Raw genomic sequence first — 15,631 nt, 5'->3', positions numbered from 1 at the left:
AAAGGGTCCCAATGTGCGGTCCTCGCCCGTGTCCGATAAAGGCGAGGAGGCATGATGAAGTCGCGATCGCTTATTTCAGTCACAGCCGCGCTGCTGTTTCTCTGCGTCTCGATCTCCGAGGCCGCTGCGCAGGACAAGACACCGACCAAGCAAGAGAATTACAGCTACACGTTCACCGACGATCTGCTGGATGCCTCGAACAGCTCCGCGACCGGCGCCATGCTCCAGGTCCGACAGCCCGGGCGCCGCGACAGGCTGCTCCGGCCGAGACTCCACTTCATCCCGGAGATGCTCAAGTCGGTCGAAACGATGTGATGGGCCGACTCGCCTCGTCGGCCGCGGAGGGGGTCGGGTAAGGTGAGCGAGAGACTTCGTCCCCGCGCACGCGGGGTCAACTCCCACGAACACCGCGGCATCGATATCCTCGGGAGGACGCGCGAGCGACGCGCGACGTCGGGATGACATCGAGCGCTCTTCGCTGAACGCGACACCTCGCCCTGGTAACACTTCTGACCGGGAGCCTGAGAGCGGAGCGACCCGTAAGGTGCTGCGCACGTCCCTGCTTTGCCCTGGAGCGATTCAGCGTACAAGCCGCGGCGACATGGCGTATCAGATGAAGTATCCGACGCGGAGAGGCGATGCGTCGGGACAAGCATCAAGGGTGACAGCGAGCCCAACCACGCAGGATCGCCACAGCCCTCTGCGCAGCTCGCCTGCTCGGCAAAGGATTGCAATCCCGATTTCCGAGAGTCGTTGTTCTGTGGGGTGGTCCACCAACAGAGCCGTGGCGTTTCTCCCGAATCCCGGATACGACCTCGACATGCTCTCGAGGACTGGAGAACCCATCGAGGTTTCAGGGGTCACGCTGGACGTGCTCGTCCATCAAGGGATCGAAACGGCTCTGTATCGAGGTCGTCGTCGCGGAGACGGTGCGCCCGTCGCCGTCAAGGTCACACAGAGCGATTACCCGACCTTCCGCCACCTCGCCCGGCTCCGGCGGGAGCACGCGATCTTGCGCGATCTCTCCATGCCGGGTGTGCCGCGGGCGCTCGACCTCCTCCCGCATGGCCGCGGCCTCGCGTTCGTGCTCGAGGACCTCGGCCCGACAAGCCTCGCCGATTTGATCGCGAGGCGCGGGCGCCTCGAGGCGAAGACGACGCTGCGCATCGTGGCGCCGCTCGTGCGCACGCTCGACACGCTCCACCGGCGGCATATCATCCACAAGGACATCAAGCCGCGCAACGTGATGATCGACGAGGCGACGCTCTCGCCGCGCCTGATCGATTTCGGCATCGCCGCCCGCCTGGCCCAGGAGACCCAGGAGGCTTCGGCGATGGAGGGGCTGGAGGGGACGCCTGCGTACATCGCGCCGGAGCAGACGGGCCGGATGAATCGACCTGTCGACCGGCGCTCGGACCTGTATTCGCTCGGCGTGACGCTCTACCACATGCTGACCGGAGCCACGCCGTTCCAGGCCGCGGACGCGACGGAGGCGATTCACGCGCACCTGACGCGGGTGCCGGCGCCGCCGCACGCGGTCGTCAAGGACGTGCCGCGCGGCCTGTCCGACGTCGTGATGAGGCTCCTGGCGAAGGCCCCGGAAGATCGCTACCAGAGCGCGAGGGGGCTCCTTTCGGATCTGGAAGAGTGCCAGCGGCGGCTCGATGCGAGCGGGACCGTGGAGCCGTTCCCGCTGGGCCGGGACGACCTGGTGGAGGACGTCGTGTTGCCCGATCGGCTCGTGGGTCGCGAGGCCGAGCTCGGCGCGCTCGAGGCCGCGCTCGATCGAGCGCGTTCCGGCGCGGCCGCCCTCTCGCTCGTGGTGGGCCCGCCCGGCATCGGCAAGTCGGCGCTCGTGCGCGAGCTCTGTGCGACCCAGGCGCGCGAAGCGTACTTCGCCCCCGGCAAATTCGACGCGATGGCGAGGAGCATGCCGCTCTCGGCCTTCTCGCAGGTGATCCGCGCGCTCGTGCGGCAAGCGTTGGCCGAGCCGCCCGACACCCTCCTGGCGAAGAAGCACGCCATCCAGGCCGCGCTCGGCCAGTACGGGCGGGTCGTGACCGACCTCTGCCCGGATCTCGAGCTCGTGATCGGGCCGCAGCCGGAGCTACCGGCAACCAGCGCGAGCGAGGCGAAGAACCGCCTGGCGCTCCTGATCCGGCGCTTCCTGTCCGTCTTTTCGCGTGAGGACGCCCCGCTGGTCATGTTCTTCGACGACCTGCAGTGGGCAGACCTGGCGTCGCTCGACCTGCTCGGCCGCCTGCTCATGGATATGGATGCGCGCCACCTGTGCGTGGTCGGCGCCTACCGCGACGAGGAGGTGGACGCCGCGCACCCGCTCACCGCGACGATAGGCACGCTGCGCGAGGCGGGGATCGAGCCATTCAAGCTCACGCTGGGGCCGCTGCCGCCCGCGGCAGTGACGGAGATCGTGGCCGAGGCGCTGCATGCGGACCTCGGGCGAGCCGAGCCGCTCGCGGCCCTGATCCGGGACAAGACGCACTCGAATCCGCTCTTCCTCGGCCAGTTCTTGCGTGAGCTAGAGAGCGACGGGCTGCTCCGCTTCGACCCCGAGGCGCGCGGGTTCGTCTGGGACCTCACGCGCGTCAAGGGCGCGATGGTCACCGACAACGTGCTCGCGCTGATGGCGCGCAAGATCGAGCGGCTCGCGCCCGCGACGCGCCGCGCCCTGATGTGCGCGTCGTGCATCGGCCCGTCGTTCGATCTCCGCACGCTCGCGACGATCGTCGAGAGATCGCCCGCGGCCGTCGCCGCGGATCTGCGGGAGGCGCTGCGCGAGGGGCTGGTCCAGCCGCTCGGCGGCAACTACCGGCTCCTCGAAGAGGCCGGGGACGCGCTCGAGCCGACGGACGTCGCGGTCCCGTACCGCTTCCTGCACGACCGGGTGAAGGAGGCCTGCTACGCGCTCGTGCCCGAGGCGGAGCGGCCGGCGGTGCACCTCGCCATCGGCCGGCTGCTCATGGCGCGCGGCGGCGGAGCCCGGGGCACAGCCGGCTTGTCCGGCTCGTCCGGCGGCGCCTCGGATGTCAGCGGGCAGGTGCCGGACGAGGACCTGCTCGAGGTCGTGCGCCACCTGAACCTGGGCGCGCGGGAAATCACGGACGAGACCGAGCGCATGGACATCGCACGGCTCGATCTACGCGCCGGCCGGCGGGCCATGGCCGCCACGGCCTTCGAGGCGGCGGCGAGCCTCTTTGCGGCGGGCCGGGCGCTCGCGTCGGCGAAGGGGTTTTCGCGCGATCACAAGGCGTGCTTCGCGCTCTGGCTCGAGGGGGCCGAGGCGGAATACCTCATCGGCGCGTTCGAGGAGGAGGAGGCGCTCACGGCCGCCGCGCTCGCGCGGGCGGAGAGCGCGAGCGAGCGCGCGAGCGTGCACAGCGTCCGCGCCCGGGCCCTGACCACGCGGGGTCGGTTTGCCGACGCGGTGCGCGCGGGGCTCTCAGGGCTCGCGGAGCTCGGCGTGACGATGCCCGAGGAGCCGGCCGCGCAACAGGCGGCCTTCATGCAGGGCGTGGGAGACGTGGATCGATTGCTCGCGGGCCGCTCCATCGAGGCGCTCGCCCACGCTCCGGTGACCGAGGATCCGGAGGATCGGCAGATCTTCACGCTGATGGCGGAGATCTGGCTGCCCGTGTACTTCGTGAGCAAGGCGCTGTTCGGGCTGGTGATCGTCGAGCAAGTGCGCCGCTCGCTCGCGCGTGGCCAGTCCGAGACCAGCGCGCTTCCGTACGCAGGCTATAGCCTCATCCTATGCGTGATGATGGGGCGGCACGCCGAGGGGCACGCGTTCGGCCGGCTCGCGGTCTCGCTGTGTGAGCGATGGAAGAGCCCGACCATCGCCGCGCGCGTGCACGTCACGTGGGCCACCGCGCTCTACGTGTGCGAGCCGCTCCGCAACGCGGTCGATCACGCGTTGCGGTCGCGGGACGCCGCGCTGGAGGCCGGGGACAATCTCTACCTCGCCATCAACCTGGGCTACTGCCTGCTGCAGTGGCTCATCGCCTCGGGCGTTCCGCTCGAGGAGGTCAAGGCCGAGGCCGACCGGTCCGCCGTCTTGGCGCGACGAACGAAGGACCCGGTCGCGATCGCGGCCGTCACCGTGTCGCGGCAGCTGGTCGCCTGTCTGACCGGACAGACCCGGAGCCGGACGAGCCTGGACAGCGACGGCGTGGTGCTCAGCGAGGAGCTCGCGGCGCTCAACGAGAAGGAGCACGCGATCGCCTTCTATTACAAGCATGTGTACCTCCTCTTCCTGCACGTGCTCTACGGCGAGCACGAAGCCGCGCTCGAGGCGGCTGCGGACGCGGCGCGGTTCGCCGCGGACATGACGGGCCTCTACTGGCCGGGGAACGCGGCCTTCCTCGAGGCCCTGACCCGGGCCGGGCTTGCGCGCGAGGCCGCGGATCTCGAGGCGCGGAAGGAGCACGAGGCCGCCATCACACCGCTGAGGGCCCAGCTCGAGGCGCTCGCCCGGAGCTGTCCGAGCAACTTCCAGCACAAGCTCGCGCTCCTCGACGCAGAGCTCGGCGCGCTACGGGGCGAGCGTTGGGAGGCGATCGAGCAGTACGACCATGCCATCGAGCTGGCGCGCGAGCATGAGTATGCGCAGGACGAGGCGATCGCGAACGAGCGGTGCGGCCGGTTCCTGCTCTCGCTCGGCCGCGAACGGGCCGCCCAGGGGTACCTCGCCGACGCCTTCCGTGGTCATTTGCACTGGGGCGCGACGGCCAAGGCCGAGGCGCTCCTCTTCGAGTTCCCCGGCCTCTCCGCGCGTATCAGCAGGCGCGACGCAAGCTCGCAGAGCAGCACGTCGGAGTCGGCGACGTCCCAGACGACGCTCCTCGGTCGGGCCACGATGGGGAGCCTGCGCGACGCCGCGCTCGTGCTGCGCGCGGTGCAGATGATCGCGGGCGAGGTCGTGCTCTCCCGGGTGGTGAGCCGCCTCATGCAGATCGTGCTCGAGAACTCGGGGGCGGAGCGAGGCATCCTGCTCCTCTCGCGTGACGACCGGCTCTTCGTCGAAGCGGCCTTCCGGGCCTCGCCGGAGTCGATCGAGGTGGGGCAGAGGCGGCTGCTCGAGGACGAGCCGGAGCTCGCGCGGCAGGCGGTGCTCTACGCGTGGCGCACGCGGGAGGCGCTGGTGCTCGACGACGCGGCGGGCGACTCACGCTTCGCGTCGGACCCGTACCTCGCGGAGCGCAAGACGCGCTCGATCCTCTGCATGCCGGTGAGCAGCCAGGGGCGCACGGCGGGGATGCTGTATCTCGAGAACAACGCGACCGCGGGGGTGTTCACCGCGGTGCGGGTGGAGCTCCTCGGGCTCCTCTCGTCACAGGCATCGATCACCATCGAGAACGCGCTGCTCCTCGAACGGATCCAGGAGGCGAACGAGGAAGCCCACCTCGCGAACGCCCGGCTCGAGCGCGAAGTCGAGCAGCGGACACGCGAGCTCGCGCGCTCGAATGCCGAGCTCGCGCGCGAGCTCGAAGACCGGACGCGCGCCGAGGCGGAGCGCGCCGCGCTCCAGGAGCAGGTGGTGGAGGCGCAGAAGGCCCGACTCTCGGAGCTCATGGCGCCGCTGATGCCGATCAGCGAGGACGTGCTGGTGATGCCGATCATCGGCACGGTGGAGGCGGAGCGGGCGGCGCAGATCATGGAGGTGGCGCTCACGGGAGCGCAGCAGACCGGCGCGCGGGCGCTGATCCTGGACATCACCGGGATGCGGTACGTCGACACGGCCGTCGTGAGCGCGCTCGTGTCGGTGGCGAACGCGCTGCGCCTGCTCGGCACCGAGCCGCTGTTCACCGGCATACGACCCGAGGTGGCGCGGACGATGGTGGAGCTCGGCGTGGATCTCCAAGCGATGACGACGCTGTCGACGCTTCGGGCGGGTATCGCGCGCGCACTTTCGGGGTCGGCGATTCCAAGGAGGGGCGAGGGCTCCGGCCCGCGCGCTCAGTTCATTCACACCAGGATCGGCGGGTGACCCGGGGCTTGTTGCTCGCCGTGGTCAACAAGGCTCCCTCTCCCGGGCAGATGGCGCGAGCGCTAGGCGTCCCGTCCCCGGGAGATCGAGTCTTGTTGTTCTGTTCGTGGACGCTCCGCCGACTGCGTCTTTGACATGGCCATTTTCGGCTGCACGTTATGCCATCGGCCCACTCGTGCCCCCTGGGCGCAAAATCCACGCTAAAGCACCCAAACCCCGACGCCGCGGAGCGACACCAGCGCGCCGACCGGCGGCGAGCTGTACGCGACGCCCACGCCATCCACCGAGAAATCGCTGCGCCGAAGCGGCAGCAACGCGGAGGCGCTGACGTCGAAGCCGAGCGGACCTGACAGCCTCGCCAGCGACAGCTCGAGCGGCACCGCCAGCCACATCTTCTCGGCAACGTCGTTCCGCGTGTAGCCGCTCGCCGCCGCCTTCAGCCAGCCGGCGTGAAGGCCAGAGCACACATCGAAGCGCAGCGCCTCTGAGCCCGCGGCAGCCAGGCAGGCGCGGACGACTCCACCGAGCATCGTTTCGCGGAGCTCGCCTGGACCGTGCTTCAGCGTCTGAGGAACGAGCCAGAGCGCGCCCATCGTGGCTCGAAGTCGCGCGCCGCCGATGCCTACCTCCGCGGAGAGCGCGGGCGCAAAGGGGCGCACCACGCCGAACAGGCCAATGGCGCCGACCGCCAGCGTAAGCCGCGTCGGAGTACGCCCCGCGCTCGGAGCCTCGCCCGTCCGCTCGCCGCCGCCAGGTCCCGCGGGCTTGGGCGGCGAGGTGGCCGCCGCCGCCACCGCTTCGGAGGCAGGCGCCGCCGCTTCGGGGGCAGGCGCCGGCTCGGCGCCCGCGTCGGCCTCGGGAGCTCGCACGGCCGGCTCCCGCGCGTCGGAGTCGAGCAGCAGCGCGAGCGTCACCGCGGTCGCCTGCTCGAGCCCGGCGCAGCTGCGGCTGCGATCGCGCAGCTCGCGCGCGCCGCTCCCGCTGCGGATGGACGCGCGGAAGCCGTCGGTATCCCGGGTGAACTCGACGACGTAGGAGCCGCTCGCACCCGTCTCCGGCCGGCCGCGCAGCTGCTCGACGCGCTCGATGAGGCGCGCCGCGTCCGGGCAGCTCTCGGCGCCAGCGCCGCGCGTCACGCTCAGGAACGGCTCGGTCTGTGCCGTGGCGGTCCCCGAAGCCGCCAGCATCGCACCAAAAACCACGGGAAAAGCGCGACGCCTCCGCATCGGGACGACGCGAGGGTAGCCGCCGCGCGGTGCACGCGCATTTATTTGTGATCGTCTCGGCCCGGCGTCCCCACTAGGTGGCCGAGTGGTATCGTCCCTGCACAATTCCGCGCTCGATCTTGCGGCGTCTGCTCGTCTCGCTCGCTGACAGGTCACCGGGACGTTACGGCATGAGCACACCGGACCCCGAGTTTCGAGCCCTCTACGACGCGCACTTCAACTTCGTCTGGTGCTCGCTCAGGCGCCTCGGGGTGCGCGAGGCGGACGTGCTCGACCTGGCGCAGAAGGTGTTCTTGACCGCGCACTTCAAGCTCCCCGAGTTCGAGGGTCGATCGCTCCTCACGACATGGCTCTTCGGCATCTGCCAGCGTGTTGCGAGCGACTACCGGCGCTCCGCGCGGTTCCGGCGCGAGGTCACGACGGACGCCGCGGAGATGGACCTCTACGGCGGCGCTTCCGAGGAGCTCGCGCTGAGCGCGGAGTCGCGGCAGCGCGCGCAGGCGGCGGAGGCCATCTTGAACAAGCTGCCGGAGCCGCAGCGCCTCGTGTTCGTCCTGTTCGAGCTCGAGGAGAAGTCGGGCCAGGAGATCGCGGACCTGCTGGGCATTTCCGTGGGCACCGTGCGCTCGCGCCTTCGCCTGGCGCGCGAGACCTTCTCGCGAGAGGTCAAGCGCCTCGCGCTGGCACAGGACACGAGCCGAAAGGAGGCCGTGTGATGGGGGATCCTGAACGGCTGCTGAGCATCAAGAGCGGGGCGGACCCGCTCGAGCGGGAGCTCCTGGGAAGCGTGCGCCACGTGGGTCCGCCCGAGGGCGCGAAGGAGCGCGCATGGCGCGGCATCGCGGGCCAGCTGGCGGCAGGGACGGCCGTCGGCGCCACGGCCGGCGCCAGCGCCGCCGCTGCCACGAAGGCTGGCGTCGGTTCGCTGTTGCCGTCGGCGCTCTCGGTCAAGGCAGCGGCGGTGCTCGTGGGCGGGGGCCTGGTGCTCGGCGGAGGGTACTGGGCCCTCTCCTCCCCGGACGAGCCGCCTGCGCCGCCCCGCGCGGCGGCCCCGGAGCGCGCGCCCGCGGAGGTGCCGCAGACCCCTGTGGCGCCTCCGGAGGAGCCCAAGGCACTTCCGGAGCCGCCGCTCGATGGTCCCACCGCGGGAGAGCCGATCCGGAGGCCGAGCGGACCGAAGCCGACGGAGACCGATCTGTTGCGCGCGGAGAGCGCGCTGCTCACGGAAGCGCGCGCCAAGCTGCGCTCCGGAGACGTGGCGGGAGCCACGGCGCTCCTCGAGCGCCTGCGCGCGCAGTTCCCGAACGGCGTGCTCCGGCAGGAGCGCGAGGTGCTCGCCATCGACGTGCTGGCCGCGCGCGGCAACGCACAGGAGGCGAAGCGGCGGGCTCAGGCCTTCGTCAAGCAGTATCCCAAGAGCCCCCACAGCGCGAAGCTAAGGCGGTTCCTGGATCAGCCGTGAAGCGCTGCTCGGCCGCTCGCATCATGGCGTTCGGCTGCCTTGCGGCCTCCGGGTGTGATGCGGAGATCACCTCGGTCGGAGCCTGGGCGCCGGTCGTGTCCGGATCATCTTATATCGAGGCGGAGCTCGGAGAGCTGAGCGACGGCTTCACCGTCGGTGAAGACAGCCGCGCTTCCGAGGGTCGCTTCATCGCGCCCCCTGGCGGAATGCCCTCGGACGAGGCGCCGGGGCTCGCGCGAGCTCGCTACCGCTTCGAGGCGCCGAGCGGGGCAGAATACGTGATCTGGGGGCGGATCCACGCTCCGAGCGCCCTCAACAACCGCTTCTGGTTCCAGGTGGACAGCGGCCCCTGGTACCTCTGGCGCATCAGCGTCGGCGACATCTGGTTCTGGGACGATCTCCACGACGACACGCGCTATGGCGAGCCGCTCCGCTTCCCCCTCTCGGCCGGAGCGCACGAGCTCGTCCTCGCGGACGCCGTCGAGGGCGTCCAGCTGGATCGGCTGTACTTCACGCCGGACGGCGACGAGCCTCCGGGCAACGACACGCCCTGCGATCCGCCGCATTCGATCGAGGTCGAAGGGGAATGCCTCCCGAGCTGCGGGGCCTTGAAGGGAACCGCGTGCGGCGACGTCCCGTGCGCAGGGCGCGAATTGCTCGAAGTCTACGATTGCGCGGTGTGCTGCCGCATCGAAGGGCCGTGAGCCGGCGGCGCTCCCGCCATCGGGTCGGAGCTCGGCGACCGTAGACCCACCTCTTCGTACCAATCGAAACGTCTCCGCGCTTCGACGACGAAAAAGGTGATCGCGCCCGAGCAGGTCTCCCCACCGAGCCGGAGTAGCCAGCAGCGTCGAGCGGAGCCCTGAATGACTACATCATCGATTGAACAATTCAAGTCTCACGGAAGCGTGGGCCTGCTCGCCGCGGCGCTCACGCTGTCGGCGTGCATCGGCAACCTGGGCAGCGAAGACGGCACATCGCCGGCAGAGGGCACGAACGGCACGAGCGGCAGCTCGAGCAGCGGAGGCTCGGGCTCGGGGTCGGCGGGCCCCGGCCAGCCATTGAAGTGCGACGCGAGCACCATCGATCCTGGGCCTTCGCCGATGCGGCTGCTCTCGCGGGAGCAGTACCTGAACACCGTGCGCGACCTCGTCGGCGACGTGCCCGGCCTGGATGCGGCGCTCGGCCCCGCGATCGAGGCGTCGGCGTTCGGCCTCTTGCAGCCGGACGTGACGCAGGTCGAGCTCGAGCATTTCCAGGCCGCGGCGGACGTCATCGCCGCGGCCGTCGCCGGCAGTCCGGCGGCGCTCGACGAGATCGCGCCTTGCGAGGTCGGCGCCGAGCCGAGCGAGTGCGCGCGCCGGCTGGTCGTGGGCTTCGGCGCCCGCGCCTACCGCGCGCCGATCACGGACGCGGCGGACATCGAGCGACACCTTCAGCTCTTCGACGTCGGCGCGGAGACGAGCTACGAGCACGGGGTCGAGCTCCTGCTCCGCGGCATGCTGCAGTCGCCGCGCTTCCTCTACCGCGTCGAGATCGGCACCTCGGAGAAGGTGAGCGATCGCGCCGTGAAGCTCTCTCCGTACGAGGTCGCCGCTCGCCTCTCCTACATGCTGTGGGGCACCCTGCCGGACGCCAGGCTGAACGAGGCCATCGAAGACGGCAGCCTGACCACGAAGGAGGGCGTCGCGGCGCAGCTCGACTGGATGCTCGAGGACGAGCGCGGCCAGAAGCTGGTCCATCGCTTCCTCGGCAGCTGGACGCACCTGAACGGCCTGAACAGCGTGGTGAAGGACGCGGACGCCTTCCCCGAGTGGCAATCGCGGTCGTTCCGTGAGTCGCTGCGCGGGCAGGCCGACGCCTTCTTCGACCACGTGCTCGACGGCGAGGGAGGCAAGCTGAGCGCGCTCCTCACCTCGACGACGGTCTTCTACAACAAGGATCTCGGCGGGTACTACGGCGTCACCGGCGACGAGTCCTTCCAGGCGCTGAAGCGCACGGACGGCGCCACCTCGGGTATCCTGACGCTCCCGGCGCTGCTCGCCATCCAGGCGAAGCCCGCGGAGAGCTCGCCGATCTACCGAGGGAAGTTCGTGCGCGAGGCGCTGCTCTGCCAGCAGCTACCGGCCCCGCCGGCCAACATCCCCAAGCCGCCCGAGGTCGACCCGAGCAGCTCGACCCGAGAGCGGCTGTCCCAGCACGAGGTGGACCCGAGCTGCGTCGGCTGCCACCAGCTGCTCGATCCGATCGGCTTCGGCTTCGAGCACTACGACGCGATCGGCCGCTACCGCGAGCTCGACGGCGGCGAGCCGGTCGACGCGAGCGGCAAGGTCATCGCCACCCGTGACATGGACGGCGAGTTCGAGGGCGTGGCGGAGCTCGGCGAGAGGCTCGCGGGCAGCGCCGAGGTGGAAGAGTGCGTGGCGCGCCAGTGGTTCCGCTTCGCGATCGCCCGCTTCGAGCAGGACATGGATGGTTGCTCGATGGAGAGCTTGCTCGAGACCTTCAAGGCCGCCGGCCAGGATCTGAACGCGCTCCCCCGCGCCGTCGTGGAGACGGACGCCTTCCTCTTCCGCCGTCCGATCGACGCGCACACGAAGGAGATGCCATGAACCGAAGAGGCCCTATCGACCTCCGCACCCAGATCAGCCGCCGCAAGCTGCTGGGCGGGCTCGGCGCCCTGACCGTCGCGCTCACGAGCCCCGTCTGGCGGAGCGCCACGGTGTTTGGTCAGGACGCGAAGCAGCCGGGCGCCAGGCGCTTCATCGGCATCTTCTCGGCGAACGGCACCGTGCCGTCGGCGTTCTTTCCGGCAGGGGACGCGCACGAGGCGCCGCTCTCGCTCGGCCCGATCCTGGCGCCGCTCGAGGAGCACAAGCAGAGGATGCTTGTGCTCAAGGGCGTGCACATGAACTCGACGGTCGAGGACGAGCTCGGCGTCCCGAGCGAGAACAAACCCGGCGGCCCGCACATGAAGGGCCCCGGCGCGATGCTCACGGGCGGCTCCCTGCTCGCCGGCAGCTTCACGGGCGCGGGCGGCCCTGCCGGCTGGGCGGATCGCATCTCGGTCGATCAGCACATCGCGAGTCGCATCGGCGAGAGCAGCCAGTTCCCGTCGCTCGAGTTCGGCGTGCGCATCGAGGGGCAGGAGCCGCTCCGCGTGATCTCGTACCGCGGTCCGAACCAGCCGAACACGGCCGTCGACGATCCATTCCAGATGTATTCGCGCATCTTCGCCAACGCGGATCTCTCCGAAACGGAGCTGCAGCGGCTGATCGCCGAGCGCCAGAGCGTGCTGGACTTCCTCAAGGACGATATCGGCCGCCTGAAGGCGCGCGTCAGCTCCGAGGACAAGGCGCGGCTCGAGGCGCACCTCGGCGGCATCCGCAACATCGAGCAGCGGCTGCAGAGCTCGGCGGTCTCGTGCACGCCGCCCACGATGCCGGAGAAGTTCGACACGCGAGCGATGGAGAACTATCCGAAGGTCGGCCGGCTGCAGACCGACCTGATGCTGCTCGCGCACATCTGCGGCATGACCCGCGTCTCCACGTTCATGTGGGCCAACGCCGATAGCTGGCAGTACTATCCCTGGATCGGGGTGAACGAGGAGCACCACGAGCTCTCCCACGCCGGCGACAACGATGCGGTCGCGAACGAGAAGCTCGTGAAGATCAACGTCTGGCACAGCGAGCAGGTGAAATACGTGCTGGATCAGCTGGCGCTCGCGAAGGAAGTGGACGGCAGCTCGGTGCTGGACAACACCCTGCTGCTCTGGGGCAACGAGCTCGGCGTCGGCAACACGCACACGTACAAGGATATCCCCTGGGTGCTCGCGGGCGGCGCGGGCGGCTACTTCAAGATGGGCCGTTACATGAAATACGCCGACCTGCCGCACAACAACCTGCTCGTGTCGGTATGCAACGCGATGGGCCTCGACGACGTGACCACCTTCGGCATTCCCGGCGTGTGCACCGGGCCGCTGCCGGGCCTCCTGGCCTGAGCCCCCTTTTCGCCTCGCACCCCCGGGCGCCCGCGCACGCCGCGCACGCCGCGCGGGACGCCGGACGGGTAGGTGCCCAGCGCCAGGATCCGGGTTGCCCCGGGCGGCTTCGGCCACTACGCTCCGACACATTTGGCTTGTGAGGAACCGTGGTCCATGCGCCAGCCCAGTCCGCGTTCTCTGACTTCGTCCTGCTCCTTCTCTCCGCAGCGCCCAAGCTCGGGCTGCCGATCGACGCGGTCCTGCGCGACGCAGCGCTCCCGCCGGAGGCGCTCCGCCAGCGCGGGTTGCCGATCTCTCTGAGCGTGGCGCGGCAGATATGGTCCTCCGCCGAGAAGATGAGCGGCAATCCGCTGCTCGGGCTGCACGCCGCGGAGGGGCTCGAGGTCGGCTCGCTCGATCTCCTGGACTACCTGACACGCAGCAGCAGCAGCTTTGGCATAGCGTTGGAACGCGTCATCCGCTTCGCTCCGCTGGTCGCCAATGGGGGCGTCCTGAGCCTCGAGGTGACCGGTCGCCGCGCGCATTTCCGCCACCTCTCGCCGGACGGCGTGCCCGCCGTCGCGGATCTCATCGTCAGTTTGATGGTGCTCCGGACGCGGGCGTTCTCGGGCGAGCACATCCGCCCGCTGGCGGTGCGCTTCCGGCACCGCCGCGAGCGCGTCGCAGGCGAGTACGAGCGCGTCTTCGACGCGCGGGTCGAGTTTGATGCCCCCCACGACGAGCTGGTCTTCGATCGGGATCTCCTGGAGCTGCCCTTCCATTCCGCCGAGCCGCGCCTCTGTGAGATCCTCGAGGACTGCGCGGCGGCGCGGCTTCAGGCGCTCGGCAAGGTCGGCGGGGCGCCGGCGACCGCCGCCGGCGTCCCGTCGAGCTTCGTCGAGGATGTCCGACAGGCCCTCCAGCTCTGCATCGCTCAGGGCAACCCGAACATCGATCGCGTCGCCGAGCACCTCGGCGTGAGCTCGCGGACGCTCCAGCGGCTGCTGCGAGAGCAGGGCACGTCCCACCGCGCCCTCTTGATGGAAGCGCGAACCGAGCTGGCGAATCGCTACCTGGCCTCGTCCAACCCAACGAGGCGCGCGCTCGCCGCCGGGCTCGGCTACGCGAGCGCGCGCTCCGTGTCCCGCGCGCTGCGCCGCCGGTGAGCCGGAGCTCACCGGCGGTCCGCGCGGTCCATGACGAGTCAGCGGCGCGTCGCGCCGAGACCGTCGCTCAGCGTCACGGATACCATTGAATCCGAAGCTGCCTGTTGGTCGTCGTGCTCACCTGATAGACAACGTCGTTCGCGGTGCCCGGGAACGGGATCGTGGTCGTCGCGGACCAGCTGTTCGCCAGGGCGCTCTGGGGCGCCCCGCCGTTGACCGACACGCTGACGCCGTTCAGCGGGACGCCGTCCGTCGGGCTCATCTGCAACGTCAGGGTCGCCGGCGTCCAGGCGGTCGGGAGGCTCGACCGATCGATCTGGAAGCAAGAGGTCCCGTTGACCGAAGCGACGATCGCCGCGCTCATCGGCCCGAGGCTCTGGCAGGGGGGCGCGGGGTTCTTGTAGAACCCGAACGTGTGCTGCCGCGTGAACATCGGGACGGTGGCGCTGCCGGCGTGGTCCGCGAACACCGTGATGTCGTGGCTCCCCGTCTCGGCGAACTGGCCGACCTTCAGCGAGTAGACGCCGTCGTTGGCCGTCGTGTCGCCGTGCGCGGCGGCGCCGTCGTCGTGGAACGACAGGGGCGTGACCGCGCCGCTCGGGCCGGTCATCTCCGCGCTGACCGTGGCGCCCAGCACCGGGCTGCCCAGGTGGCTCACCTCGGCCTCCACGATGAGCGGCGCCGCCCCGACGTTCAGCGTGCTCGGCGTGACCTGGAGCTCGATCGTGTCGGCCAGGGTCGATACCGCGGAGTAGACGTAGATGGGCTGATCCGAGGTGTTGACGGCGCAGAACTGCCAGGACCCCTCCTCGTGCGCCTGCGTCAGGTTCAGGGAGAAGCGCTTGAAGTTCTCCGCCGAGAAGAAGGTCAGGTCGGAGCCAGACGCGGCGAAGTTCGCCTCGGTGATCTGGGACGTCGGGTCCCACGGGGGAAGCAAGTAGACCTCCGGCGCGGCCGCCCCGACGAAGATCATCGTGAAATCCACGATCTGCGCCGCCGAGACCAGCGTGTCCGCGCACGCGAACGACAGCGGCGACTGCGGCGACGGAGGCGGGATCTGCGTCAGCCCCTGGTCGATCATGCCGCCGTCGCGGCAATCGTTCGCCATGCGGTTGAACGCGCCGATCAGCTCGAGCTGATCGATCGCGGTGTCGCTGTCGGCGCGCAGGTAGAGCCCGGGCGAGAACCCGTAGTTCGCCGCGATGTCGCTCATCATCGCCTCGTCCGCTCCGGACCCGAGCGCGATCGAGTGGACCTCGTCCACGCGACTGAAATAGTCCGCGTAGAAGTCGCTCGGGGCAGGCGGGGTGTTGTGCTGACCGTCGGACAGCAGGATGACGCACTCGCGCGCGCTCTTGGTCGGGCTCTCGGCGATCAACATGTCGAGCGCCTCCTCCAGGCCGGCCCCGATCGAGGTGGAGCCGTCCGCGACGAGCGCGTCGACCGCCGCGTCCAGGCCGGACGCCGGCAGCGCCGTCATGGGGTACGTGATCGACGAGGTGTCGGAGTAGCTCGCCACGCCGAGCAGCTCCGTGAACGACTGCGACGCCGGCACGTTGCTCGATATGAGCGTGTTCCAGTAGATCTTGGCCGCCTTCTTCGCGAGCTCGATGCGGTCGCCGTACATGCTGCCGGACCGGTCGATGATCACCACATGGTTCGTGTCCAGCGGGGCGACCTGGGCCAGCGCCGCGGACACCCCCGCCGCGCTCGCGAGGAGACCGCCGGCGACGCATGCGAACATTCTGAATGACCTTCTCATGTGCTCCAATCCTTCTTGAGTGTCGA

Annotated in this window: 10 protein-coding genes; 8 read left to right on the top strand and 2 right to left on the bottom strand. The window is 69.9% G+C overall.

Annotated features, from left to right (window positions below; translation table 11 throughout):
- Positions 1-51: 51 nt before the first annotated feature.
- Positions 52-315: a hypothetical protein gene (locus WME73_RS02975; RefSeq protein ID WP_437914665.1), complete on the top strand. Its 264-nt coding sequence runs from the start codon at positions 52-54 to the stop codon at positions 313-315.
- Positions 316-820: 505 nt separating this feature from the next.
- A complete protein-coding gene (locus WME73_RS02970; RefSeq protein WP_437914664.1) occupies positions 821-6,007 on the top strand; it encodes a protein kinase domain-containing protein in 5,187 nt (1,728 codons plus the stop codon).
- A 200-nt stretch (positions 6,008-6,207) separates the two neighbouring features.
- Here the strand turns inward: WME73_RS02970 and WME73_RS02965 are convergent, their stop codons facing one another.
- Positions 6,208-7,194, bottom strand: a complete 987-nt coding sequence (locus WME73_RS02965) for a hypothetical protein (protein ID WP_437914663.1) — start codon at positions 7,192-7,194, stop codon at positions 6,208-6,210.
- Between the two features lie 209 nt (positions 7,195-7,403).
- Here WME73_RS02965 and WME73_RS02960 point away from each other — a divergent pair, with 209 nt between their 5' ends.
- The 6 genes from WME73_RS02960 (at position 7,404) to WME73_RS02935 (ending at position 13,843) form a co-directional block, all read left to right on the top strand.
- A complete protein-coding gene (locus WME73_RS02960) occupies positions 7,404-7,949 on the top strand; it encodes an RNA polymerase sigma factor (RefSeq protein WP_437549309.1) in 546 nt (181 codons plus the stop codon).
- The gene (locus tag WME73_RS02955; protein ID WP_437914662.1) at positions 7,949-8,695 is read left to right on the top strand and encodes a tetratricopeptide repeat protein; all 747 of its coding nucleotides are present in this window, start codon (positions 7,949-7,951) and stop codon (positions 8,693-8,695) included. Before WME73_RS02960 ends, WME73_RS02955 begins: the two co-directional genes overlap by 1 nt.
- Positions 8,692-9,399 carry a hypothetical protein gene (locus WME73_RS02950; RefSeq protein ID WP_437914661.1) on the top strand — a complete coding sequence of 236 codons (708 nt, stop codon included), beginning with the start codon at positions 8,692-8,694 and terminating at the stop codon, positions 9,397-9,399. The genes WME73_RS02955 and WME73_RS02950 overlap by 4 nt, the downstream gene beginning before the upstream one ends.
- A gap of 162 nt (positions 9,400-9,561) precedes the next feature.
- Positions 9,562-11,307, top strand: a complete 1,746-nt coding sequence (locus WME73_RS02945) for a DUF1592 domain-containing protein (protein ID WP_437914660.1) — start codon at positions 9,562-9,564, stop codon at positions 11,305-11,307.
- On the top strand, positions 11,304-12,695 hold the full coding sequence (locus tag WME73_RS02940) for a DUF1552 domain-containing protein (protein ID WP_437744045.1): 1,392 nt from the start codon (positions 11,304-11,306) through the stop codon (positions 12,693-12,695). The genes WME73_RS02945 and WME73_RS02940 overlap by 4 nt, the downstream gene beginning before the upstream one ends.
- Positions 12,696-12,844: 149 nt before the next feature.
- A complete protein-coding gene (locus tag WME73_RS02935) occupies positions 12,845-13,843 on the top strand; it encodes an AraC family transcriptional regulator ligand-binding domain-containing protein (RefSeq protein WP_437914659.1) in 999 nt (332 codons plus the stop codon).
- A 73-nt stretch (positions 13,844-13,916) separates the two neighbouring features.
- On the opposite strand, the gene WME73_RS02930 is transcribed toward WME73_RS02935, so the two are convergent.
- A complete protein-coding gene (locus WME73_RS02930; protein ID WP_437914658.1) occupies positions 13,917-15,587 on the bottom strand; it encodes a VWA domain-containing protein in 1,671 nt (556 codons plus the stop codon).
- Between the last annotated feature and the right edge of the window lie 44 nt (positions 15,588-15,631).

Source organism: Sorangium sp. So ce302 (genome assembly GCF_051530145.1).
GTDB classification, from domain to species: Bacteria; Myxococcota_A; Polyangia; order Polyangiales; family Polyangiaceae; genus Sorangium; species Sorangium cellulosum_B.
Note: the sequence above shows the minus strand (reverse complement) of the source record. Positions and strands in the feature narration are given on the sequence as shown.

Coding starts and splice junctions, on each gene's coding strand:
- WME73_RS02965 (WP_437914663.1), bottom strand. CDS start 7,194: ATGCTGGCGGCTTCGGGGACCGCCACGGCACAGACCGAGCCGTTCCTG.
- WME73_RS02945 (WP_437914660.1), top strand. CDS start 9,562: ATGACTACATCATCGATTGAACAATTCAAGTCTCACGGAAGCGTGGGC.
- WME73_RS02940 (WP_437744045.1), top strand. CDS start 11,304: ATGAACCGAAGAGGCCCTATCGACCTCCGCACCCAGATCAGCCGCCGC.
- WME73_RS02955 (WP_437914662.1), top strand. CDS start 7,949: ATGGGGGATCCTGAACGGCTGCTGAGCATCAAGAGCGGGGCGGACCCG.
- WME73_RS02970 (WP_437914664.1), top strand. CDS start 821: ATGCTCTCGAGGACTGGAGAACCCATCGAGGTTTCAGGGGTCACGCTG.
- WME73_RS02930 (WP_437914658.1), bottom strand. CDS start 15,587: ATGTTCGCATGCGTCGCCGGCGGTCTCCTCGCGAGCGCGGCGGGGGTG.
- WME73_RS02960 (WP_437549309.1), top strand. CDS start 7,404: ATGAGCACACCGGACCCCGAGTTTCGAGCCCTCTACGACGCGCACTTC.
- WME73_RS02975 (WP_437914665.1), top strand. CDS start 52: ATGATGAAGTCGCGATCGCTTATTTCAGTCACAGCCGCGCTGCTGTTT.